Genomic DNA, 22,658 nt, shown 5'->3' on the forward strand with positions numbered 1-22,658 from the left:
CTACTGGCCGCCAGAAATGCGCGCCAATCGCTTGCGGGCGCGTGCCTCGAGGTGGAGGTTCACCGGGGTCGCGTCCAGCACGCGGTTCACGATCGTCCCGAGGAACCGCCCTGGTGACAGCTCTGCAGGCGTCGCGTCGTGGCGAATCGACACCTTCGGCAATGAGCTCAGAACGGCATCCAGCGCCAGTTCCTGTGCGTCCGCCTCGTCGATGTCCTCAATCTCAGACTCTGAGTCAAGGCCGGCGGATGCCGTGCGATCCTCCGGGTCAGAACCGTCATCTTCAGAGACCGCAACCTCGTCGTCGTACTCGATCATCACCAAGCATGTCGAGTGATAAGCGTCGTCCTCTCGGCCGAGCTTGACCAGCAGATCGAGCAGCCACTCGGCGACCTTCGGCTCCTTCTGAAGGATGTCTGAACGCAATCCGAATACGAATCCAAGGGCGGCGAGTGGGTGACGGAGACGCAGGTTCTTCGCGTCGCCGTAGGACTCCTCGACACGGTTCGGGGCGTTCTTGCCGTAGGACGAGTCCATGCGCTTGGTCGAGATCAGGAGCTCGGGGCCGGTCTGCCAGTCCGACATGATGACGTCGACCTGCTTGAGGTAGTTCTTGCCGAGGACCGTCGCACTGGCCGAGGTGACGTTCTTGATCGAGGCCTTGCTAGAGATCCACTCGTCGAGTGGCTTCCGGATCGAGGCGGGTGCCGCCGCTAGCAGGTGGGCGAGCGTGACCGGAAGAACCCGCGGATGAGAGGGACGCGGCCAGACGGCGTCCGCATTGAACCCTGCGCGACGCAACTCGTAGCTGATCCATACGTCCAGAGCGAGCGCTGGCACCCCAGTAGTGGTCGCAGCCCGGAGGTGCAGCGGCACGCCGAGCAGTCGCTCAAGTGTTGCATAGTCGGGCACGAAGACCAGCTCGCCATCGGCGCCAGCCGCCCAAGGATTCGAATGGAGGCCCGCTGGCGCGGCGTCCCTCACGATGCGGTCGAAGTATCCCCATGCCTGGGCCTTCTGAGTTCGCTTCGCACTCACCGGACGCCCCCTACCTTCGCTGTCACCTGAGCCGAGGCTATCGGGATCCACGTCGGCGCCGCAGCGGCTCGCCTGAACTGGATGACCTAGCAGCCTCAGCGAAGCGGCTGATGGCGGTCGCGGCGCCCCAAGGTCGACGTGACCCTAGTCCTCACTTCAGGCGGCTGGGCTCGCACGGTTGATGCGCCAAGACGGTCTGGTCGGTGTCTCACCGCCGCAAACGCCGTGGCTGGCGATCGGACACCGCGACCCATCAGGACCTCGTGAAGCGAGAGTTCCATGCAGATCGGCCCGACCGGCTCCGGCTCTGTGACATCACCCACCTCCGGGCTAAGGACGGATGGGTCTACTGCGCGGCCGTCATCAACGCGTTCAGCCGCCGGGTCGCCGGCTGGTCGATCGCCGAATCCATCACCGCCGAGAACGTTGTCGACGCCCTCGAGACGGGCCGCTGGCGGCGTCTCCCTCAGCCGGGCCGGTACCCGAACTCAGGATCATCGCGGTGGGCGTCGAAGACCGCGTTCGCCAGGTACGCCTGGTCGAGTTCACGACTTCCAATGGGGTGGGTGAGCCAGCGGTGGTGCGCTGGCGGGCGAGCTTCAGCACCCGGCACGCGACCCACCACCGGTACCCCGTCGGCAGCCAACTCTTTGACGAGCGGGTACATCATTTTCCCGGCAGATTGGCCTGCGACAGATACGCCGCCGCCCGGCGCAGCACCTCGTTCTCCTGTTCCAGCAGCCGGTTACGCCGCTTCAACTCCCGCAACTCGGCCGACTCCGACGACGTCACGCCAGGGCGGACCCCGTCCTCGACATCGGCCGCGTGCAACCGGTTCCTCAGGCACGACTCGAAGATCCCGAAATCCTTCGCGACCTGGCCGATCGGCACCGCGCCCTTGCGGGCCACCGCCACAACATCGTCGCGGAACTCTCTCGGATGGGGTTTCGGCATGGCGCACATCCTTCCAGCAGGGCCCTCAGACCCCACAGATCGAATGTCACCTACTCATGCAGCAGTCCCGTACGTCCGGTGGTGTGTTGCGATTGCGCGCATCGCGAACTCCGTAAAGTCCTGATCGTGCACGTCTTTGGCTTCACCCAAACAGCCTGGTAAGTGCCCCGATACAGTTGCGCTGTGAAATCCCGCACCGCGCGCGTAGTCCTGGCCGGTCTTGCTGTCGTGGTGGTTGCGTTCGGGCTGTTCCCTACAAGCGTCGCGATCTTGGGATCGTGGTGGCGCTTTCCCCACATGCCAACCGCCGAAGAATGGTCCGCCGTCTTCGGTGCCTCAGCTCTGGTTGCGCTGGGATTCGCCTGGTACCAGATTCGGCAAGTGGATCAGTCGAACAGGGCCCTGATCGCATCGAACGAACTGGCGCGCCAGGTGAACATAGAAGCAGTCAGACCCAGGGTGCAGGTTGCCCTGAAGGTTGACCGCTTTGTTCCCAAGCGTCGTGGTGAGCCGGCGGAGGGCCAGCTCAACATCGCCGTGCGCAATATCGGGTCGAGCCCAGCACACGATGTGCGGCTCAACGTGAGTCCGCCGTTCACGTCGCTCGAGACGTTCTTCAAGCCCGGGATGATGGCCAAGCACTTCGCTGAGGTCAACGATGCCTTCAACGGCGAGGTGCATTTCCGGACACTCAACCCCGGCAACACCTACATATGGGCCCTCGGGCGTGTGCCAGAACTCTTCAAAGACGGCTCTGGAGTCCCGCGTCACTGGGAGGTTGAAGCCGAGTACACAGGCACGGCATCTCCGGAGCCCTTCCGCGAAACGTTCGTCCTCGACCTCGATGTCGAGATGCGCATTGAGCTGCCCGTCGATCCACTTGTGCGAATCGGCAAGGACATCGAGGTTGTTGGAAACGAGCTTGAAGCAATCAGACACCTCGTGCCGACGAAGCTCACACTCAGCGATGCTTCAACCGACGAAACTGGTCTGCGCAAGCCGGGCAGGCGGCCCCTTGCTGCCCGTGCTGTGCGATCAAGACATCTGCCACGACGTAGACGTTGACACCGGCATCGGAGCGAACCCGCAGGAGTAGCGATCGAACAGGTCGCCAAGGCTTCGGTGTCCACCCGATGACCTTTGCATGGCGAGAACATGCCGTCTCGGGTGAACCTTGCGGTCCGTCTATCCAGCCAGAGCGAGCCGTCTGCCCTGAGCGTTCTCGACCCAAGATCACGCACGCTGTGCGATCTCGTCAGATCAGCCGGTTCTGCCTTTCTAGTTTGACCAGGTCGTCAGCGGACTTGTCCAGGGCGCCGGTCGCGTCGAGGGCACGCCACTCCCCGTACTTGCGCTCGACGCCGAACACCCGCAAGACCTTGCTTGCGTAGTCCAGGTAGCCCAGCACTGGCCGCCACTGGAGTGCCGCGTCAGCCGACCACCGTTCCTGGTATTTGCCGAGAAGCTCACGAAGCGTCGCGACTTCGACCTGATCCAGAGACTGGAGGAGCAACTCCCGATCGCCCCTAGAGATGTTCGCAACACCAGTCCGCGACAACTGGGCTGTGATGGCGTCTCGGACATCCGATGTGACGACGTCTCGCACGAGGTCTCCCAACTGGCGCCGAGCGGCCTTATTGGCCGCCCCCACCGCGATGCAGTGGCGGGCAGCGCGGAGCAGATCACGAGGTACGCCGAGCGACCACGCGTGGCAGAACCTGGTAAGTGGCGGCGGAAATTCCGGGGCGCGCTGAACGATGACCGCGTGCGACTCGGCAGCAGTTAGGCCTCGGACCTCGAAGACCTCGTCAAAGGTTGAGTCCACCGCGTCGCGAACGTGGACTCCACGGAGCGAGAATCCCCTGAGCGCATCCTCAGATACCGATAGCAGGAAGTGAGTCCCTCCGACGTGCATCAAGTCCTTCAGTTCGTTCACAAGTTGCAGGGCACCCGAGGACTGCTCGATCTTGTCGAGCTCATCTACGCAGATCAACACTCGTCGCCCGTTTGGCCCTGAGCGGGTGGCATACTCCTCGACCGTCCGACGGAAGTGCTGTGCCAACTCGGGGCGCCCTATTGGCCGCTCGGTGTGCTTCACACTTGCGCTGTTGCTGGATGTGAGCAGCCTTGCAGGCAACTCGGTGGAAATCTCATCCCCGTAGGACCGTTCCTGTGTCCACTGAAGCAGGCCCGCTGCCTCGTCGAGCACCTGCTCCAGTCGCGAAGCGCCACTGTCACTGCGCGCCTCTGGCCGGCGTTGACGCCTCGCAAAGGATTGGATTGGTTGAAACAGGGCGAGTACATATCCAGAAGCGATCAGGGTGATCGCTGTCGCTTGAACTGGATCAGAGAACCACGATCGGAAGGAGTCAGGCGAGACGAACAGGGCGGTACCGACAGCAGCCGTGACCACTCCCGCAATTGTGGTCGCCGTCAATACCGAGGTTCGAGCCCGTACCCGTGGTTGGTCAGTGTTGAGGAGCGTCAACCGACCTGCTTCTACGCGGGCCTGGCGCAGAAACTCCCCATAGATGCGCCGAACCAACGCCTCAGGCTCGTAGAGGACTGGCACTGTGACCATGACCGCCAGACCGCCGCCCAGGGTAGTTGTCCGTGCAAGGTGCTGGAGGATCGTGGTCTTGCCGATGCCTCGTTGCCCCGCCAAGCCCAGCGCAGATGCCTCATGCGTATTGATGAAGTCGAGCACACTGCGAACGGCTCGAGACTCGACTACCTCAGATCGCCGCGTCTCTATTAGTTGCAGGGACCCGACTCGGACCGGAACGGTGTCACTGGAGTCAAGCACTCGTGAGAGCGCGGCGTTTAGTTCCTGCCGGACGCCCGTTTGAAGAGCCGACGTGTACTCATCACGCGCGTCATCCCTCTGTAGCTCACTGACTGTGATCGCATCGCGAAGATCGAGTCTGCGTGCCGTGAGGCGTGCACGACCGATAAGGCACACCACCAGAAGCGTCGCGGCTGCGATGAAGACGGGCAACGGCTCCGCGAAGTCGAGGATTGGCAGCGCGCCTCGGACCCACGTAATCGACCATGGGAGCAACAGCACGCCAAGAGCCGCGACCAGAACCGAAAGGGCGATGAGTCCCCAGGAGGCGATGCCCAGAACGCGGTTTCGTCTCAGTGGAGCCGACAGCGTCTCTTCAAGCGACTTGAGAAGCTCTCCTGTACCAACGACGGCTCGATAGAGCGCCAAACTCGCCGTGGCGAGCGCCCAGAGGCCCTGCAACGCACCATCAGCTATGGCTTGGTGTTCGTCCGAGTAGGCGCTGAGAGGAGGTTCTGCAAGCATGACCTTGACCAGGCTACGGATGTTGAGCCAGACCTCCCCGAGATCTTCAGGCACCGGGGCCGAGCCTGGATGCTCACCGTTCTCAACTCGCGTTTGTTCGTCGCTCCCAACAGTCTGGGCCATCTGGGGCGTGTGCCCATCGCTCATGAGCCCCCTTAGCTAGCACACTCCTGACTGAGACGTAGCTTACGCATACGAGATCGTGTTGACAGATAGTCCTCTGAAGTGCCGAGAGTCCGGGGTGCGGTGCTAGTCGAGGAAGCGAACACTTCGAGTTCGAAGTCGAGCACGTCTTCGGTGGGGTCGCCAATCTCGAGCGCAAGGCCGACCGATTCGAGACAGGCGACCTCCACGTCAGGGTAGAAGGCACGTACGGGCACTTCGAAAATCCGGACATGCTCGCATCGAGCATCTCAATGAGCTCCTAGTACCCAGTCGCGGATTGCTCGTCGAGCGGCCGACAGCTGCGTGCGTGGCGGTGAAGACGCAGATCCTGAGTCCTCAGACGCCGACTTTGGTGAGGCCGAAGCCGGTATCGCCTGCGATGCCAACCCAGTCCTCGCTGGTCAGATCCTCGAGCCTCTCGCCCCCCTCACAGAGCTTCATGACCCCGGCGAGCACTTCGGTGGCCCCGCGCTCGATGACCGCTGTTGCCAGCGTGGCCTTCACGCCCTCCTCCAACACCGAGCTGGAATGAGATCGGAAAGGCCTCTGACGAGGAGCTTTGCCTATCAGTGAGCCGCTGACCCAGACACCCTGACCAGCCAGGTGCGTAGGTCTCGTCGCATGGTCCTCGATCGATGTGCCTCTGGCAAGCCTCTTTAGTCGGGCTGACAGAGTCCTGGCTCATGACATACAGGACACATGTCTCAGAAGACACCGGGCACGTTAGTGTCAAGAGACTGAGGACGCTCTCCCCTCGCCGCGCCGAGGGGGCGTGGGAACTGCCCTCGGCGAGGCGACCGAGTCAGCTCGATTCGCAGCCCCCAATCTGGGATGCCCGGTGAGCTGCTCGGCGTCGCGGGCAGCACCCGAAGCCACCTAGCGAGCCTGCGCTCTGCCGCATGCCAGTAGACGCGACGGTGCCAAGGATGCCGAGAAGGTGTTGTGGCACTCCATCAGGCGCAACCATCCGTGCGGCTCGGGCGACGAATCGAGCCCCGAAGGCAGAAACGCGCAAACCTGCACTACCGCAGGTTCACGTGTCCTCGGTGTCTTGAGACACCATACGGTCGGGCTGACAGGATTTGAACCTGCGACCCCTTGACCCCCAGTCAAGTGCGCTACCAAGCTGCGCTACAGCCCGCTTCCGGGGCGAACCCCGAGTGGTTACCCTACACGGTTCGCGAGGCCGTCCTCAAAGTGGGCTCGCGGAGGGCCACACCTCACTGATTCGGCAGCGCGACAAGGCACGTCCTCCTACGCTGGCAGGTGAGGAGAGGACCAACATGACCAAGCTCGCTGATGCGGCCGCGGACTTCCTGGCCAGCAAGAGAATCGCCGTCACTGGGGTGTCCCGCAACCCGGCCGGCCACGGCAGCAATGCCGTCTACGACCGACTCGTCGAGCGAGGGTTCGAGGTGTTCCCGGTGAACCCGAACGCCGACCTGATCGGCGACAAGCCCTGCTATCCCGATCTGGCCAGCATCCCCGGCGGGGTGGACGCCGTGGTGATCGGCACCAGCCCGGCCCACGCCCAGGCCACGGTCGAGCAGGCAGTTGCCGCCGGCATCACCAAGGTGTGGATGCATCGCTCGGTGGACGCCGGCAGCGTCGATCCGTCCGCGGTCGCCTACGGACGCGAGCACGGCCTCACCGTGATCGACGGAGGCTGCCCGCTGATGTTCGATCCGGCCGCCGATGGCGGACACAAGTTCATGTGCGGCCTACTCAAACTGATGGGACGGGTCCCGCGTACGGTGTAGTTGGACCAAACCCGGCGGCCGTACCGCCGCCTCATTGGGCTCTGAGCATGCTTGCACCCACCCCGATGCTGCGGCCCAGCCCGATGGATCTGACCGGCCTGGCCGTCGGCACCTGGGAGGCCGTGAAGCGGCGTGCCGCACTACTCATTGCGATCTGGGTGCCGCCCACGCTGGTGAGCATCGCGGCCTCGGTCGCGGTGGGGGTGGTGGCCTTCGCGGCGATCGGTGCGGCCATCAACGACGCCTCCGCTCTGCAGCGCTCAGCTCCGGGTTTGGTGGCCGGTCTGATTGTGGTTGTCGGCGTCGTGGCCCTGGCCGTCGCGAAGGCCCAGGGCATGAGCGCTCTGGCCGCCTATGAGATCGGCCAGGGTGAGCGTCCGACCTTCGGTGGGGTGTGGACGCGCAGCCGCGGCTTCCTGCTCCGGATGGCGCCGGTGATCGCCCTGTTCGTGGCTGCCCTGGTCCTGGTCCTCGCCCTAGGCGCCGGGGTGGTGGCAATGGGCATCAGCGCAGTCCTCGACCGCTCGGAAGCGCGGATCCTGGGGGCACTCGGGCTGTACTTCCTGCTGGTCACCGCCCAGGCGCCGGTGACGTGGTGGCTGAAGGTGAAGCTGCTGTACACCGTCCAGGCTGTCGCGATCGAGCAGGCTAGCGGCTTCGCCGCCATGAGGCGCTCATGGACGCTCACCCGAGGCGCCTTCTGGCGCACCCTGGGTTACTACCTGGTGGGGTCCCTCGCCATCGGAATGGTTGTCTCCCCAGTGGTCATGCTCGGGCAGGCCCCGCTGATCGCCGTGCGCTTTCCCGGCAGCTTCGACGATCTGCCGCGGGCTTGGGCGACCCTGTCGAGCTCGCTGCCATGGGTCCTGGTCGCGGTCGGCATGCAGCTGTTGGCCCAAGTGGTCAGCGAGCCGCTGATCCAGACCTACACCACCTACCTGTTCATCGACCAGGTGCGGCGCAGCGAGTTGCCGCCAGCTCCGGAGCGTCCACGGCCGCCGGCCGGGTACTCCCCCGCTCCCAGTCCACGCTGGGGGCAGTCGGGCCCTGCTTATCCGCCAGGACCAAGCCCGATGTATCCCCCACAGCCGGGACCCGGTTATCCCCCGCCGCCCGGTCCGGCGTATCCGCCGCCGCCGGTCCCTGGCGGTGGCGAGCCGAGCCAGGGGCAGCGGCCGTCGAACGGCTGGCAGCCACCGAGCTAGTCACAGCCCCTCGTCAGGCACCTCTCCATACGTGTCGGACGAGTTCGTCTGACGCCCGGGGCCCGGAATCGTCCCTGCCGTCGGCGCCGAGGTCTAGGCTCTGCCTTGTGCTAGCACCTACCCCAATGCTTCGGCCCAGCCCGATGGACCTGACCGGCGTCTTCGCCGGCACCTTCAATGCGTTCAAGCAGCGCCTGTGGCTGCTGGTTCTGATCTCGCTACTGCCCACTCTGGTTTCGATCGCGTTCGTCGTGATCGTCGGGCTCGGCACGGCGGGCCTCGTCGGCGCGGCCATCGCCAACCCGCGGTCACTGTGGGCGTCCGTCCCCGGTCTGGTGATCGCCATGATCGCCGGCATCTTCGTGATCGCCCTGGCCGCCATCAAGGCACAGGGAATGACCACCCTCGCTGCCTACGAGATCGCTCAAGGCCAACGGCCCGACTTCGCAGGCGTCTGGAAGCGCAACAGCGGCTTCCTGCCACGGATGGCGCCGGTGATCGCGATCTTCTTCGTGGCCTTCGCCGCGCTGTACGCCGCGTTCATCGCCCTGTTCGTCTCGATCGTTGGGTCGTTGGACGGCAACTCCGGCGCACGCGCGGCCGGGAGCTTCGCGTTGTTGTTCTTGTTGATCATCGCGCTGATTCCGATCGGGATCTTCATTCAGACCAAGCTGCTCTACACGGTGCCTGCCATCGCCATCGAGCAGGCCGGCGGCATCGACGGCATGAAGCGCTCGTGGACGCTGACCCGAGGCGCGTTCTGGCGGACCTTCGGCTACTACTTCGTGGGCAGCCTGGCGGTAGGCGTGATCGCCTACGTGGTGAGCTTCGTGGCCCAGATTCCGCTGCTGAGCGTCCGGGGTCTTGAGCGCTACGGCGACCCCAGCCAGGCCGCAGCGGCCGTGGCTGCGATCATGCCGATCTACCTGATCGTCGCCAGCATCCAGCTCCTGCTGCAGCTGGTCACCCAGCCCTTCATCTACACCTACGTGGCGTACATGTTCGTCGACCAAGTGCGGCGCGTCGAGCAGCCGCCGGCAGCCGCTTGGGGCGGTTACGGACAGCCTGGGCCGCAGGGCGGCTACTACGCGGCACCTGGCCAGGGTTACCCCCAGCCCGGGCAGCCCTATCCCCCGCAGCCGGCTCCCGGTAGCCAGGGCTACCCGCAGCCACCTCAGCCGGGACCGGCTCCTGAGGCAGGCCCGCAGCCTGGCAACGGGCAGCCGCCGACGCCGCCGCAAACCGGCGGCTGGCAGCCCCCGCAGGGCTGAGTCGGTCTAGCGCTCGCGGTTCTTGCGCTTCTCGCGCGCCCGCACTTCGACGTGCACCGGCGAGCCGACGAAGCCGAAGTCCTCACGCAGCCTGCGCTCGACGAAGCGGACGTACTGCGGGTCGAACTGGCCCGAGGTGAACAACGCGAAGGTGGGCGGGCAGTTCTGGGCCTGAGTTCCGAACAGGATCCGGGGCTGCTTGCCACTGCGCACCGGGTGCGGATGAGCCGCGGCCAGCCGTCCGAGGAAGGCATTGAGCTTGCCGGTGGAGATCCGAGTCTCCCAGCCGTCCAGGGCCTGCTCGATCGCCACCGAAAGCCGGTCGACGTTGCGTCCGGTCAGCGCGGAGATGTTCACGCTGGGCGCCCAGGCGAAGGCCCTAATGTCCTGCTCGATCTCGCGATTGAGGTAGTGGCGACGCTCTTCGTCGGTGAGATCCCACTTGTTGTAGGCGATCACCAGGGCCTTGCCGGCCTCCTCGACCATGGTCAGGATCCGCAAATCCTGATCACTGATGGTCTCGGACGCGTCCAGCACCACCACGCAGACCTCGGCCCGCTCGATCGCACCCTGGGTGCGCAGCGAGGCGTAGTACTCGTGGCCGGAGGCTTCCTTGACCCGCCGGCGCAAGCCCGCGGTGTCGATAAATCGGTAAGTAATCGGGCCGACCTGGACGAGCTCGTCCACCGGGTCGACCGTGGTGCCGGCGACGTTGTCCACGACCACCCGGTTGGCCTTGGCCACCCGGTTCAGCAGGGACGACTTGCCGACGTTCGGACGGCCGATGATGGCCACTCGACGCGGGCCGCCGATCTCCTGCTCGGCAAAGGCCGGCGCATCGGGCAGGGCATCCAGGAGCGCGTCCAGCAGGTCTCCGGTGCCACGTCCGTGCATGGCCGAGACCGGGTGCGGCTCCCCCAGCCCGAGGTTCCACATGGCGGCAGCGTCCGCCTCTTGGCGCTGGTCGTCGACCTTGTTCGCGGCCAGGACGACCGGCTTCTTGCTGCGCCGCAACACCTGGACGACGGCCTCGTCGATGTCCTGGGTGCCGACGTGCGCATCCACAACGAACAGCACCACATCGGCGGCGGCGATGGCCAGTTCGGCCTGCTCAGCGATCTGAGCGGCCATCCCCTTGGCATCGGGTGCCCAACCGCCGGTGTCGACGATCACGAACTGGCGACCGTTCCATTCGGCGTCATAGCTGACCCGGTCCCGGGTGACCCCGGGAAGGTCCTGGACGACCGCCTCCCGGCGGCCGATGATCCGGTTGACCAGCATCGACTTGCCGACATTGGGGCGCCCGACCACGGCCACCACGGGCACGGTGGTCGATTCGGATTGAGTGGTCATCGGTGGCTGATCCCTTCGGCTGCGACCAGCCAGAGTACCGCAGGGCGGCGTTCAGCCGGTAAGTCAGCCTCGAACCGAGGCCACCAGGTCCAGCACGGCCGCGATCGTCTCGTCGAGGTTCAGGTAGGTGCAGTCGAGATGCGTGACCCCATCAGCGGCCGTGGTGAAGTTCACCAGCGTGGAGTCGTCAGCGTCGCGGCGCAGCACCTGATCGGCCAGCTGGCTGGCGTCCACCTTGTCGCCGAGCTCGGCCTTGCGTCGTGCCATCCGGATCTCCGGGTCGGCGGTGAGCAGCAGCCGAACGTCCGCGTCCGGGGCGACCACGGTGGTGATGTCGCGACCTTCGGCCACGATCCCGTTGGCCGCGCCCTCGATGATCGCCCGCTGACGGGCCACCAGGTTCGCCCGGCACTCGGCCACCGTCGAGACCGCGCTCACCTTGGCCGACACCTCGGGCTCGCGGATCCGAGTGGTCACCTCGACGCCGTTCACCACGACCTGCTCGAGGTCGGGATCGGTGCTGATCTGCAGATCGGCGGCCAGGGTCTCCCGGATCACTCCGGCCTGATCGGACGGGTCGACGCCGGCATCCAGGTAGGCGCAGGTGACCGCCCGGTACATGGCACCGGTGTCCAGGTAGGCCAGTCCGAGGGCCCGGGCCACTCCCTTGGCCGTGGACGACTTGCCGGAGCCGCTGGGCCCGTCGATGGCGATGACGATGCGTTCGCTGGACATATCTCTCCTGGTCAGGCTTGCGGTTCGCGGTCTCGGACGACCCAGCCGGCCGCGGTCATGGCTGCGGCCAACTCATCGGCGCTCTGCGGGGTGACCTGGACGGCCAGCCAGCCCACTTCGCGTTCGAGGTCGTGGTCGATGGACAGGTCTTCGATGTTCACCCCGGCCGCCTGGATGTCGGCGAACAGCGAAGCCAGTGCACCGGGGGTGTCCGGAATCTCCACGACCACCCGGGCGTAGTTGGTGGCGCTGAGGCCGTGCTTGCCGGGCAGCGCGCGGGTCCCGTCCAGGCCGCGCTGCAGGGCGGCGGCCAGCACGTCCGGGTTGTCGAAGTCGTCGACCAGCGCCGACAGCTCATCGCGCAGCAGTCGCAGTTCGGTGAGGACGGCCGTGGAGTTGGCGTCGATGATCTGGCGCCACAGCTGCGGATCAGAGCCGGCGATCCGGGTCACGTCGCGCAGCCCCTGGCCGGCCAGCCGCAGATGTTCCGCGGGCACCCGGGTCAGGCTGCCGGCCATCAGCACCGAGACCAGATGCGGCAGGTGCGACACCTGGGCGACGGCCTCATCGTGGTGGGCCGCACCCATGGTCACCCGACGGGCACCACACAGGCTGGCCAGCTCCTGCACGTCCAGGACGGCGTGTGCGGCCGAAGTGTCGTGCGGGGTGATCACCCAGGTCCGGTCGATGAACAGCTCGGCATTGGCGGTGAGCGGGCCGACCCGCTGCGAACCGGCCATCGGATGCGAGCCGACGTAGCGGGAGAGATCGGCCACGCTGCCACGCAGGGTGGCCAGCACCGTCCCCTTCACCGAGCCGACGTCGGTCACGGTGGCCTGCGGGTAGGTGGCCAGCGCGTCGGCGATCACCGTAGCCAGGGCCTTGGGCGGAACGGCAACCACGACCAGGCGGACCTGCACCGGATCTGCCGGATCCACAGTGCCGGCGCCACGGGATGCGGCGACCTGCGCATGGCTGGGCGCCTGATCGATCAGGTGCACCTCCACCCCGGCCCGGCTCAGGGCATGCGCCACGGACGCTCCGACCAGCCCGGTGCCGATCACCACGGCCGGCGACAACTCGCGCTCGCTCACTGATTACCTCTCCGAGACGCATCTCGCGACCCAGCCCCAGAGCCTACTGGCCCGGCTGCGCCGCCCGGCGTCCCACACACTCGTTGGGCTACTCGGCGGTCTCGGTCGGGTCCACCCCGACCGGACGCGGACCCGAATAGTCCGGGCCGTAGGCACCCGGTGCCGGACGCCGCTTGCGGGCCGGTGCCACGACCCCGTCGGCCAGCCGCCGGGTGAAGATCAGGAAACCGGTGTGCCCGCTTGTCGAATGCCCCGGACGAATCGCCAAGCCCTCGGCGTGCCAATCCCGGGCCGAGTACTCGCGTCCGACCGGTTCGGTGAAGCCGCCGTGGGCGCGCAGCGTCTCGATGGTGCGGCCCAGCTGGGTGGTGGTGGCCACGTAGCAGCACAGCATCCCGCCGGGCACCAGCCGGGCACCGACCGCGTCGATGCACTCCCACGGCGCCAGCATGTCGAGCACGGCCCGATCGATGGGCTCATCGCCGATGGTCTCGACCAGGTCGCCGACGCGCAGCGTCCAGGCCGGGTGCGGCGCGCCGAAGAAGGTTTCCACATTGCGCTGAGCGATCTTGGCGAAGTCGTCGCGACGCTCGTAGGAGTAGACCCGTCCGGTCGGCCCGACCGCGCGCAGCAGGAACATGGTCAAGGCGCCGGAACCGGCACCGGCCTCGAGCACCCGGGCACCCGGGAAGATGTCGGTCTGAACCAGGATGTGCGCGGCGTCCTTCGGGTAGACCACCGCGGCCCCGCGCGGCATGGTGACCGTGAACTCCTCCAGCAACTGCCGAAACACCAGGTAGGACGCTCCGCCCACCGAGCGGACCACACAGCCCTCCGGCTGTCCGATCACGTCGTCGTGGGCCAGCCCGCCCTTGGTGGTGTGGAACATCGAGCCGGGAGTCAGTCGCACCGAGTGGTGCCGTCCCTTGGCGTCGGTGAAGGTGGCTCGCTCGCCGGCCACGAAGGGTCCGGTGCGGACGCCGCTGAGCGCCTGCCCGTCCATCAGTTCAGAATCAGCCACGAAGCAGCCCCCACAATCCGAGCGCCTGGTCGCTGCCGAAAGTCTCGCCGAACGTCTTCACTCCTTTGCCGATGAACATGATCCCATCGGACTGGCTGATCGGCACCACGGTGTTGTCGGTGGCCGCCTGCTGCTGCAGTTCGGCCAGCGCGGCCGTCCGAGCGGCCCCGGTGGTCGAGCGGGCCCGACGGCTGGCGTCGGTGAGCTTGGCGGCACTGGCCGGCAGTGGGTGGTCCAGATAGGCCTGCAGCCAGCCCATGGCGTTGTTCACCCAGGCCGGCTGGTCGGTCAGGGTCAGATCGGCCTCGCCTGCGGTGACCAGGCGAACCGTCACTCCGTCCAGCTGTTCGATCCGGTCGCGGATCAGCCGGGCCGCGTCCCCATTGCCGGGGGCGGCGGACGAGTAGGCCAAGGTCAGCTTGAGCCGGCCCTTCTTCAGCTTCGGCGGCTTGGCACGTCCACCCACTGCGAAGGCCGCCACATGATCGGGAACCCCGACCGGAACGATCGAGTCCGCAGTCCGATCGGCCTGCAGCACAGTGGCGATCGCGGCGCGCAGCGCATCGTTCTTGCGCAGCTTCGAGGTCGAGGACCAGACCAGCCGGTTGGTCCGCCAGCCATTCAGCGGCAGCCGGGTGAAGCCCTTGGCCGTCGCGTGGTCCGGACTGGCCGAGATCTCCAGGTCGAGCCGCTGCTGGGCAGCCGGATCCAAGCCGCGCCAGACCACGTCCACACTGGCGTCGGCGATCGCGGCCTCCGCCGCGGCCGAATCGGGCAGCACGATGAGCTTCAGGTTCGGGAACAGGCCGCCTCGCGCACCCAGGTACTCCAGGTAGCGGGCGAAGGTGAGGTCGTTCTCGCCGATGGCGGTCACCTGGTACGGCCCGGAGCCGTTGGGCAGGGTTCCCGGAGCGAGCTCCAGATCCGGGTCGTAGTACGCCTCGTCCACGATGGACGCCGCCGCGCTGGCCAGCGCGTAGCCGAACTGGTTGTCCGGCCACTCCAGGGTGAACCGGACGGTCCGCGGGTCCGGTGTGTCGATCCGGCGCAGCGCGCTGAGCAGGCTGGCCGACGTCCCCGGCGCACCGATTCGCAACGCCCGCTGGATGCTGAACTTCACATCGGAGGAGTCGAGCACGTCGCCGTTGTGGAACTTCAGTCCCTCGGTCAGGGTGCACTCGTAGACGACCTTCGAGGTGAACAGGCAGTCCGCGGCGTCCGGCTTCAGCTCGCCGGTGGTCGGCAGCACCGTCATCAGCCGCTGGTAGACCGAGCCGATCACGGTGGCCCCGGTGGGACCGGTCACGAAGGCGGGGTCCAGGGAGGTGATCGGGTCGACCGTGGCCACCTTCAGGTAGTCCACCTCCGGCGTCGGGGACGGAGTGGCGCTGGTGCTGGAGGCGGCCGGCTTCGGCGGCGGAGCGGGCTGGGTGGTGCAGGCCGACAACGTCAGCATGGCCGTCAGCGTCGCTGCGAGCCAGCGTCTGGTTGTGGAATCAGCCCGCATTGAAGTACTTGGCCTCCGGGTGGTGAACGATGATGGCGTCGGTGGACTGCTCGGGGTGTAGCTGCCACTCCTCGGACAGGCTCACCGAGATCCGTTCCGGCTCAAGCAGCGAGACCAGCTTGGCCCGATCGGTCAGGTCCGGGCAAGCCGGGTAGCCGAACGAGTAGCGCGAACCGCGATAGGCCTGCTTGGTGAGCATCTGGCCGAGATCGCCATCGCCGGACAATCCCAGCTCGGAGCGCACCCGGGCATGCCAGTACTCGGCCAGCGCCTCGGCCAGCTGGACGGTCAGCCCGTGCAGCTCCAGGTAGTCGCGGTAGGCGTCGGCGGCGAACAGCTTCGCGGTGGCCTGGGAGGCCGCCTCCCCCATGGTGACCAGCTGCAGCGCGATCACGTCCGGGCCGAGTTCGGCGGCCTCCTGCGCGTCCCGGAAGAAGTCGGCCAGGCACAGATGCCGATCCCGGGACTGCCGCGGCCAGCTGAACCGCAGCAGTTCACGGCTGGGATCCTCCGGGTGCCCGACGATCAGGTCATCGCCTTCGGAGTGGCAGGGCCAGTAGCCGTAGACGAGGGCGGGCTCCACCAGGCCCTCAGTGTGGATCCGATCCAGCCAGCGACGCAGCCGCGGCATGGCCTCGGCCTCGACCAGCTCCTCGTAGGACGGGCCGCCGGAGACCGGCTTGAGGCCCCACTGGCCCACGAAGGTGGCCCGGTGGTCCAGCCAGCCGGACACCTCGGCCAACGACAGCCCCTTGACCACCCGGCTGCCCCAGAACGGCGGGGTCGGGACGTCGATGCCGCGGGCCACGTCGGAGCGTTGGGCCACGGCCGGCTCGGCGGCGGCCGGAGCGGAGGCTACCGGCTTCACTCGACGCTGCCGCGGCTCGGGCAGGCTGGCGCCCGGCTCGCCCCGGCGGACGGCCACCACGCGCTCCATCAGGGCTAGGCCCTCGAACGCATCCTTCGCGTAGCGGACTTCGCCTTCGTAGATCTGGTTCAGGTCCTGCTCGACGAAAGCCCTGGTCAGCGCCGCCCCACCGAGGAGGACCGGCACCTGCGCCAGCCCGCGGCGGTTCAGCTCCTCCAGGTTGTCGCGCATCACCAGCGTGGACTTCACCAGCAGCCCGGACATGCCGATGCCGTCGGCGTTGTGCGCCAGCGCTGCCTCGGCGATGGCGCTGACCGGCTGCTTGATGCCCAGGTTCACCACGGTGTAGCCGTTGTTGGTCAGGATGATGTCGACCAGGTTCTTGCCGATGTCGTGGACGTCGCCCTTCACGGTGGCGATCACCAAGGTGCCCTTGCCTGCGGCGTCCGCCTTGTCCAGGTGCGGCTCGAGGTAGCGGACGGCGGCCTTCATCACCTCGGCGGAGGCCAGCACGAACGGCAGCTGCATCTTGCCGGCACCGAACAGCTCACCGACTTCCTTCATACCGGCCAGCAGATCGTCATTGATGATGGCCAGGCCGGGCTTGCTGGCCAGCGCCAGATCCAGATCGTCGGTCAGGCCCTTGGCGTCCCCGTCGATGATCCGGCGGCGCAGCCGCTGATCGACCGGCAGGGCGGCCATCTCGGCGGCCCGGGCCTCCTTGGTGCTGGCCGTGGTGGCGCCGTCGAACAGCTCCAGGAACCGCGACAGTGGGTCGTAGTCGGGCGTCCGGCGGTCGTAGATCAGGTCCTCGGCCACCTGGCGCTGTTCTTCGGGGATCCGCGCGATCGGCAGGATCCGGGCGGTCGGGACGATGCCCGAGTCCAGTCCGGCCTGCTGGCACTCGTGCAGGAACACCGAGTTCAGCACTTGGCGCGCGGCCGGGTTCAACCCGAACGAGACGTTCGAGACGCCCAGCGTGGTGTGGATCCCCGGGTACTTCGCGGTGACCGCGGCGATGGCCTCGATGGTCTCCAGCGCGTCGCGGCGGGTCTCCTCCTGGCCGGTGGCGATCGGGAAGGTCAGGCAGTCGACGATGATGTCGCCCACGGCCAGCCCCCAGCGTCCGGTGAGGTCGGCGATCAGCCGGTCGGCCACTCGCAGCTTCCATTCGGCGGTGCGGGCCTGGCCCTCCTCGTCGATGGTCAGCGCCACCACGGCAGCACCGTGTTCGACCACCAGCGGCATCACCTTGGCGTAGCGGGAGTCCGGGCCGTCGCCATCCTCGAAGTTCACCGAGTTCACCACGCAGCGTCCGGCCAGCCGCTCCAGGCCGGCCTTGATGACTGCGGGTTCGGTCGAGTCCAGCATCACCGGCAGTGACACGGCCGTGGCCAGCCGGGACGCCAGCTCGGACATATCGGCCACGCCGTCGCGTCCGACGTAGTCAACGCACAGATCCAGGAGGTGGGCACCTTCCCGGCTCTGCTGCTTGGCGATGTCGACGCAGTCGTCCCAGTTCTCGACCAGCATCGCCTCCCGGAACGCCTTGGAACCGTTGGCATTGGTTCGCTCACCGATCGACAGGTAGGCGGTGTCCTGGTGCAGTGGCACGTCCACGTAGAGCGAGGAGACCGCCGACTGCGCCGGGACGGCTCGTGGCTCCGGCTGGCGTCCGGCCACCGCGGCGGCCAGCGCCGAGATGTGGGCCGGCGTGGTCCCGCAGCAGCCGCCGACCAGGCCGAGCTGGAACTCCTTCGCGTAGCTCGACACGTAGTCGACGAACTCGGTCGGCCCCATTGGGTAGCGCGCGCCGTCGGCGGTCAGCTCCGGCAGCCCGGCATTGGGCATGCAGACCAGCGGCAGGTCGGTGTGCCGGGCCAGGTGCCGCAGATGTTCGCTCATCTCGGTCGGGCCGGTGCCACAGTTCAGCCCGATGGCCTCGATGCCCAGCGCGCCGAGGCTGGTCAGGGCCGCGCCGATCTCGCTGCCCAACAGCATGGTCCCCGACGTCTCGATGGTGACGTTGGCGAAGATCGGCAGGTCGGCACCCAGACGCTGCTGCGCCCGGCGGGCGCCGTTGATGGCAGCCTTGGTCTGCAGCAGGTCCTGGCAGGTCTCGACCTGGAAGGCGTCCACCCCACCGGTGATCATGGCCTCGGCCTGGGCCTGGTAGGCGTCGCGCAGCTGGGCATAGCTCACATGGAGCAAACTCGGGAGTTTGGTGCCCGGCCCGATGCTGCCCAACACGAAGCGCGGACGATCCGGCGTACTGGCCGCGTCCGCCTCGGCCCGGGCGATCCGGGCGCCGGCTTCGGCGAGCTCGACGATCCGGTCGGCGGCGTCGTACTCCCCCAGCGCCGACAGGTTCGCGCCGAAGGTGTTGGTCTCCACACAGTCGGCTCCGGCGGCGAAGTAGGCGCGGTGGATGTCGGCCACCACATCGGGCCGGGTGACGTTCAGAATCTCGTTGCAGCCCTCCAGGCCCTGGAAGTCGGCCAGCGTCAGATCGCGGCCCTGCAACATGGTGCCCATTCCCCCGTCGGCTACCAGGACGCGGTCAGCCAAGGCCATACGGAGATTGCGGGTCATGGGCAGCAGAATAGGCGAGTCCGCCTACAGTGGTCGGCATGGCACAGGCTCGTGGGCTCCGAGGATTGCGCAACCCAGTGGTGGTTGCGGCTTTCGGAGGATGGAATGACGCATCCGAGGCGGCCACCGGAGTGATCGATCACTTGGCCGAAAAGTACTCAGCGGAGCTCCAGTTCGCCGTCGATCCCGAGGATTACTACGACTTTCAGGTGAACCGGCCGACTACTCGGCTGGTCGACGGCACCCGGATCCTGGAGTGGCCGACCACCGAGGTGTTGGTCGCTTCGCTGCCCACCCGGGACTTGGTCTTGATCGGTGGACCTGAGCCGAATTACCACTGGCAGCAGTTCGTGGCTTCGCTGCTGTCGATGGTGCGCACCGTCCAGCCGGAGATCGTGGTGCTGCTCGGTGCGATGCTCACCGACGCTCCGCACACCCGTCCAGTGCCGATCAACGGCACCGCCGGCACCAAGCAACTGGCCGACGAACTCGGCCTGGACCTGTCCGATTACGAGGGGCCGACCGGAATCATCGGAGTGCTGGCTGCCGAGTGCGACGGGATCGGCATTCCCGTGGTCTCGCTATGGGCCTCCGTCCCGCACTACGTGGCTGAGCCGCCCAATCCGAAGGCGACGTTGGCGTTGCTGGCTCAGGTCGAGGACATCTTGAACCTGCCGATCGACTTCGGCGACTTGGGCGAGCAGGCCGACGAGTGGGTGAACCAGGTGAACGAACTGGTCTCCGACGACCCGGACATCACCAGCTACATCACCGCTCTCGAGGAGCGCAGGGACGAGGCCGCGCCCAACGGCGAGGCCATCGCCGCCGAGTTCGAGCGCTATCTGCGCCGTCGTGACCGGCGCCGCGGCTGACTCAGCCGCGTGCAGCGACCGCCTGGTCGTGCAGCGAGCGGACCATGGCGTCCGGATCGTCGGCCCGGTAGACGGCCGAGCCGGCCACGAAGGTGTCGGCCCCGGCCACCACACAGCGTTCGATGGTGTCGGCAGCGATCCCGCCGTCCACCTGCAGCCACAGCTGGCCGCCGTGCTTGTCGATCAGCGCGCGAGTCTGGGCGATCTTGGGCAGCACCGAATCCATGAACGATTGGCCGCCGAAGCCCGGCTCGACGGTCATCAGCAGCACCATGTCCAGTTCGGGCAGCAGGTCCTCATAGGGCTCGATCGGGGTGCCCGGTTTCAGCGCCATGGACGCGCGGGCACCGGCGGCCCGCAGCGTCCGGGCCAAAGCCACCGGCTTCTCGGACGCCTCGATGTGGAAGGTCACCGACTCCGCACCGGCCTCGGCGTAACCCGGCGCCCAGCGGTCCACGTCGGCGATCATCAGGTGAATGTCGAGGAAGCGATCAGTGTCGGCGCGCACCGACTCGACCACCGGCAGGCCGAAGGTGAGGTTCGGGACGAACCGGTTGTCCATGACATCCAGATGGATTCCGTCGGCACTGGGCACCCGGGCGATCTCGGCACTGAGATTGGCCAGGTCGGCGTTCAGGACGCTCGGCGTGATTCGAATCTCCACGTGGCCGACCCTATCGGGATCGCTTGCGCAGCAACGCCAAGAACATGGCGTCGGTACCGTCCCGATGTGGCCACAGCTGGACATGATCACCGACCGCGGCGCCGGGGACCTCGGGCAGGTAGTCGGCGGCCTTCAGCACGTCCACTCCTTGGGCGGTGGCGACCACCTCGGTGGTTTCGGCCCGATGCGGTGAGCAGGTGACGTAGGCGATCACGCCGCCGGGCTTGGCGCCAGCGATGGCACTGGCCAGAAGAGCCTTCTGCAGCTCGACCAGGCCGGGAAGATCGCTCGGACGACGCCGCCAGCGGCTCTCCGGACGCCGGCGCAGCGCACCGAGTCCGGTGCACGGCACGTCGGCCAGCACCTTGGCGAAAGCCCCGTCCGACCAGGCCGGACGAGTGCCGTCGGCCACCACGGTCACCGGACGCAGCTCGCCGGTGTAGGCGCGCAGGTTGGTGGCCACCAGCTCGGCACGATGCGGAGCGATCTCGCTGGCGACCAGCCGGCTGCCTTGCTCGATGGCCAGCCCGGCCAACAGGGCCGACTTCCCGCCCGGTCCGGCGCACAGGTCCAGCCAGGGGCCGTCGCCGGCCTCGGCTCTGGCCAGCGCCAGCGCCACCAACTGAGAGCCCTCATCCTGAACTCCGGCCCGGCCTTGGGCCACCGCCGGGACGGCTCCGGGATCGCCCTCGGCATAAGCGCCGTAGGGCGAGAAGCGGGCCGGTTGTCCGCCCAGTTCGGCCTGCTCGGCCAACCCGGGCCGGACCACCAGGTTCGGCACCGGCGGCTGATTATCGGCGGCCAGCAGTGCCGGCAGCTCGTCGGCGGGCAGCAGATCAGCGAAGGCTTCGACCACCCACCGCGGGTGCTGGTATGCCAGGGCCAGCTGGCCGTACTCGTCCCGGCCGGTGCTGAGTTGGGCCCACTCGTCCAGGTCGTGTGCGGCCACCCGGCGCAGGATGGCGTTGACAACGCCGGTCACTCGCTCGCCGATCTGCAGGGCGGCCAGATCCACGGTGGCGGCGATCGCCGCGTGCGCGGGGACTCGCATGGCCAACAGCTGATGAGTGCCCAGCCGCAGCGCGTCCAGGACGGCCGGCTGCAGGCTGCGTACTGGACGTCCGGAGGCCGCCTCGATGATCTCGTCGTAGGTGCCCATCCCCCGGCAGGTGCCGGCGGTCAGCTCGGTGGCGAAGGCGGCATCGGACGGGTGCAGCCCGCTGCGCCGCCGGGCCAGCTCGAGGTTGGCATAGGCGCCGTCCGCGGTGACAGCGCGCAGCACCCGGAAGGCTGCGGTGCGTGCCGGATCAGTGCTTCGCTTGCGAGCCATCACTCGAACCGGCTCGCCTGGCGCAGGCCGCGGGCCCAGTCGGCGGCGGCCAGCACCCGCTTGCCGGCCGGCTGCACCTCAACCAGCTCCAGGAGTCCGGCTCCGGTGCCCACCAGAACCGAGTTCTTGGTAGCCTCCACCACCCCCGGCTCCGCGGCGCCCTCGACAGGGCGAGCCCGGAGTACCCGGAAGCGCTCGCCGTTCAGCGTGGTCCAGGCGATCGGGGACGGGTTGTTGGCGCGGATCACTCGGGCCAGGGCCTCGGCCGGTGCCGTCCAGTCCAGCCGAGCCTCAGCAGGAGTGAGCTTGGGGGCCAGCGTGACGCCGTCACTGGGCTGCGCCTCGGCCACCGCGGACCCGGCCTCCAGCCGGTCCAGCGTCTCCAGCAGCAGTCCGGCACCGAGGGTGGTGAGCCCGGCCAGAGCTTCGCCGGCGGTCTCGTCCGGCCCGAACTCGTAGGGCGCGGTGGCCAGCACCGGTCCGGCGTCCAGTTCGGCGACGATGTCGAAGATCGTCACTCCGCTCACCTGATCCCCGGCGAGAATGGCCCGCTGCACGGGAGCCGCACCACGCCAACGCGGCAGCAGCGAGAAGTGCAGGTTCATCCAGCCCTGAGGAATCGCCTCGAGCAGGGAGCTCGGGATCAGGCCGCCATAAGCCACCACCGGCACGCAGTCGATGTTCAACTCGGCCAGCCGCTGGGCCAGCCACGGTTCACTCGGACGGGCCGGCTTCAGCACCTCGATGCCGCGCTGTTCGGCGAGCTCGGCCACCGGGCTCGGTAGCAGCCGCGCGCTGCGTCCCTTGGCCGCGTCCGGCCTGGTCAGCACGGCCACGACCTGGTGCCGTCCGGAGTCCAGCAGGACCTGCAGGGTGTCGGCGGCCAACTGAGGAGTTCCGGCAAAGACCAAGCGCATGG

General features: G+C 67.4%; 17 protein-coding genes, 1 tRNA gene and 2 pseudogenes. 6 read left to right on the top strand and 14 right to left on the bottom strand.

Going from position 1 to position 22,658, the window contains the following annotated elements; genetic code table 11:
* Window positions 1–1,038, bottom strand: coding sequence for a hypothetical protein (locus ATK74_RS06110; RefSeq protein ID WP_098460203.1), 1,038 nt, complete (start codon window positions 1,036–1,038; stop codon window positions 1–3).
* 263 nt (window positions 1,039–1,301) lie between these two features.
* Here ATK74_RS06110 and ATK74_RS15730 point away from each other — a divergent pair.
* Window positions 1,302–1,496 (top strand): annotated as a pseudogene (locus ATK74_RS15730) (DDE-type integrase/transposase/recombinase); the annotation flags it as partial.
* Window positions 1,497–1,704: 208 nt separating this feature from the next.
* Here ATK74_RS15730 and ATK74_RS06120 read toward each other — a convergent pair.
* Window positions 1,705–1,992, bottom strand: a complete 288-nt coding sequence (locus ATK74_RS06120; RefSeq protein WP_098460205.1) for a hypothetical protein — start codon at window positions 1,990–1,992, stop codon at window positions 1,705–1,707.
* Between the two features lie 183 nt (window positions 1,993–2,175).
* Here ATK74_RS06120 and ATK74_RS06125 point away from each other — a divergent pair, with 183 nt between their 5' ends.
* Window positions 2,176–3,057, top strand: a complete 882-nt coding sequence (locus ATK74_RS06125; protein ID WP_098460206.1) for a COG1361 family protein — start codon at window positions 2,176–2,178, stop codon at window positions 3,055–3,057.
* A 190-nt stretch (window positions 3,058–3,247) separates the two neighbouring features.
* On the opposite strand, the gene ATK74_RS06130 is transcribed toward ATK74_RS06125, so the two are convergent.
* From ATK74_RS06130 to ATK74_RS06140, 3 genes are all read right to left on the bottom strand, one after another.
* Window positions 3,248–5,356, bottom strand: coding sequence for a P-loop NTPase fold protein (locus ATK74_RS06130; protein WP_169923756.1), 2,109 nt, complete (start codon window positions 5,354–5,356; stop codon window positions 3,248–3,250).
* A 447-nt stretch (window positions 5,357–5,803) separates the two neighbouring features.
* Window positions 5,804–5,971 carry a hypothetical protein gene (locus ATK74_RS15325; protein WP_169923757.1) on the bottom strand — a complete coding sequence of 56 codons (168 nt, stop codon included), beginning with the start codon at window positions 5,969–5,971 and terminating at the stop codon, window positions 5,804–5,806.
* A 563-nt stretch (window positions 5,972–6,534) separates the two neighbouring features.
* Window positions 6,535–6,608, bottom strand: a tRNA-Pro gene (locus ATK74_RS06140).
* A gap of 142 nt (window positions 6,609–6,750) precedes the next feature.
* Between ATK74_RS06140 and ATK74_RS06145 the strand changes: the two genes are divergently transcribed.
* From ATK74_RS06145 to ATK74_RS06155, 3 genes are all read left to right on the top strand, one after another.
* On the top strand, window positions 6,751–7,227 hold the full coding sequence (locus ATK74_RS06145; protein ID WP_098460209.1) for a CoA-binding protein: 477 nt from the start codon (window positions 6,751–6,753) through the stop codon (window positions 7,225–7,227).
* 47 nt (window positions 7,228–7,274) lie between these two features.
* On the top strand, window positions 7,275–8,432 hold the full coding sequence (locus ATK74_RS06150) for a glycerophosphoryl diester phosphodiesterase membrane domain-containing protein (protein WP_098460210.1): 1,158 nt from the start codon (window positions 7,275–7,277) through the stop codon (window positions 8,430–8,432).
* A 125-nt stretch (window positions 8,433–8,557) separates the two neighbouring features.
* Window positions 8,558–9,703 carry a glycerophosphoryl diester phosphodiesterase membrane domain-containing protein gene (locus tag ATK74_RS06155; protein WP_098460211.1) on the top strand — a complete coding sequence of 382 codons (1,146 nt, stop codon included), beginning with the start codon at window positions 8,558–8,560 and terminating at the stop codon, window positions 9,701–9,703.
* A gap of 6 nt (window positions 9,704–9,709) precedes the next feature.
* On the opposite strand, the gene der is transcribed toward ATK74_RS06155, so the two are convergent.
* From der to metH, 6 genes and pseudogenes are all read right to left on the bottom strand, one after another.
* Complete coding sequence (gene der / locus ATK74_RS06160) at window positions 9,710–11,056, bottom strand: ribosome biogenesis GTPase Der (RefSeq protein WP_098460212.1); 1,347 nt, start codon at window positions 11,054–11,056, stop codon at window positions 9,710–9,712.
* Window positions 11,057–11,119: 63 nt separating this feature from the next.
* Complete coding sequence (gene cmk, locus ATK74_RS06165; protein ID WP_098460213.1) at window positions 11,120–11,791, bottom strand: (d)CMP kinase; 672 nt, start codon at window positions 11,789–11,791, stop codon at window positions 11,120–11,122.
* Between the two features lie 11 nt (window positions 11,792–11,802).
* Window positions 11,803–12,885 carry a prephenate dehydrogenase gene (locus ATK74_RS06170; RefSeq protein WP_098460214.1) on the bottom strand — a complete coding sequence of 361 codons (1,083 nt, stop codon included), beginning with the start codon at window positions 12,883–12,885 and terminating at the stop codon, window positions 11,803–11,805.
* Between the two features lie 88 nt (window positions 12,886–12,973).
* A pseudogene (locus ATK74_RS06175) lies at window positions 12,974–13,855 on the bottom strand (tRNA (adenine-N1)-methyltransferase); the annotation flags it as partial.
* Between the two features lie 43 nt (window positions 13,856–13,898).
* Entirely contained in the window at window positions 13,899–15,362 is a 1,464-nt protein-coding gene (locus ATK74_RS06180) for an ABC transporter substrate-binding protein (protein WP_169923758.1), read from the bottom strand.
* Window positions 15,363–15,402: 40 nt separating this feature from the next.
* Complete coding sequence (gene metH / locus ATK74_RS06185; protein WP_098460217.1) at window positions 15,403–18,873, bottom strand: methionine synthase; 3,471 nt, start codon at window positions 18,871–18,873, stop codon at window positions 15,403–15,405.
* A 38-nt stretch (window positions 18,874–18,911) separates the two neighbouring features.
* Here metH and ATK74_RS06190 point away from each other — a divergent pair, with 38 nt between their 5' ends.
* Window positions 18,912–19,745 carry a PAC2 family protein gene (locus ATK74_RS06190; RefSeq protein ID WP_098460218.1) on the top strand — a complete coding sequence of 278 codons (834 nt, stop codon included), beginning with the start codon at window positions 18,912–18,914 and terminating at the stop codon, window positions 19,743–19,745.
* Between the two features lies 1 nt (window position 19,746).
* Here the strand turns inward: ATK74_RS06190 and rpe are convergent, their stop codons facing one another.
* From rpe to fmt, 3 genes are read right to left on the bottom strand one after another with little or no spacing between them, the layout of a single operon-like run.
* Complete coding sequence (rpe, locus tag ATK74_RS06195; RefSeq protein ID WP_098460219.1) at window positions 19,747–20,409, bottom strand: ribulose-phosphate 3-epimerase; 663 nt, start codon at window positions 20,407–20,409, stop codon at window positions 19,747–19,749.
* 10 nt (window positions 20,410–20,419) lie between these two features.
* A complete protein-coding gene (locus tag ATK74_RS06200; protein WP_098460220.1) occupies window positions 20,420–21,739 on the bottom strand; it encodes an RsmB/NOP family class I SAM-dependent RNA methyltransferase in 1,320 nt (439 codons plus the stop codon).
* Window positions 21,739–22,656 carry a methionyl-tRNA formyltransferase gene (fmt, locus tag ATK74_RS06205; RefSeq protein WP_098460221.1) on the bottom strand — a complete coding sequence of 306 codons (918 nt, stop codon included), beginning with the start codon at window positions 22,654–22,656 and terminating at the stop codon, window positions 21,739–21,741. The genes ATK74_RS06200 and fmt overlap by 1 nt, the downstream gene beginning before the upstream one ends.
* Between the last annotated feature and the right edge of the window lie 2 nt (window positions 22,657–22,658).

Source organism: Propionicimonas paludicola (assembly GCF_002563675.1).
In the GTDB taxonomy this organism is placed as follows: Bacteria; Actinomycetota; Actinomycetes; order Propionibacteriales; family Propionibacteriaceae; genus Propionicimonas; species Propionicimonas paludicola.

Coding starts and splice junctions, on each gene's coding strand:
- ATK74_RS06190 (WP_098460218.1), top strand. CDS start 18,912: ATGGCACAGGCTCGTGGGCTCCGAGGATTGCGCAACCCAGTGGTGGTT.
- ATK74_RS06180 (WP_169923758.1), bottom strand. CDS start 15,362: ATGCTGACGTTGTCGGCCTGCACCACCCAGCCCGCTCCGCCGCCGAAG.
- metH (WP_098460217.1), bottom strand. CDS start 18,873: ATGACCCGCAATCTCCGTATGGCCTTGGCTGACCGCGTCCTGGTAGCC.
- ATK74_RS06145 (WP_098460209.1), top strand. CDS start 6,751: ATGACCAAGCTCGCTGATGCGGCCGCGGACTTCCTGGCCAGCAAGAGA.
- fmt (WP_098460221.1), bottom strand. CDS start 22,656: ATGCGCTTGGTCTTTGCCGGAACTCCTCAGTTGGCCGCCGACACCCTG.
- ATK74_RS06150 (WP_098460210.1), top strand. CDS start 7,275: ATGCTTGCACCCACCCCGATGCTGCGGCCCAGCCCGATGGATCTGACC.
- ATK74_RS06200 (WP_098460220.1), bottom strand. CDS start 21,739: ATGGCTCGCAAGCGAAGCACTGATCCGGCACGCACCGCAGCCTTCCGG.
- ATK74_RS06155 (WP_098460211.1), top strand. CDS start 8,558: ATGCTTCGGCCCAGCCCGATGGACCTGACCGGCGTCTTCGCCGGCACC.
- cmk (WP_098460213.1), bottom strand. CDS start 11,791: ATGTCCAGCGAACGCATCGTCATCGCCATCGACGGGCCCAGCGGCTCC.
- der (WP_098460212.1), bottom strand. CDS start 11,056: ATGACCACTCAATCCGAATCGACCACCGTGCCCGTGGTGGCCGTGGTC.
- ATK74_RS06120 (WP_098460205.1), bottom strand. CDS start 1,992: ATGCCGAAACCCCATCCGAGAGAGTTCCGCGACGATGTTGTGGCGGTG.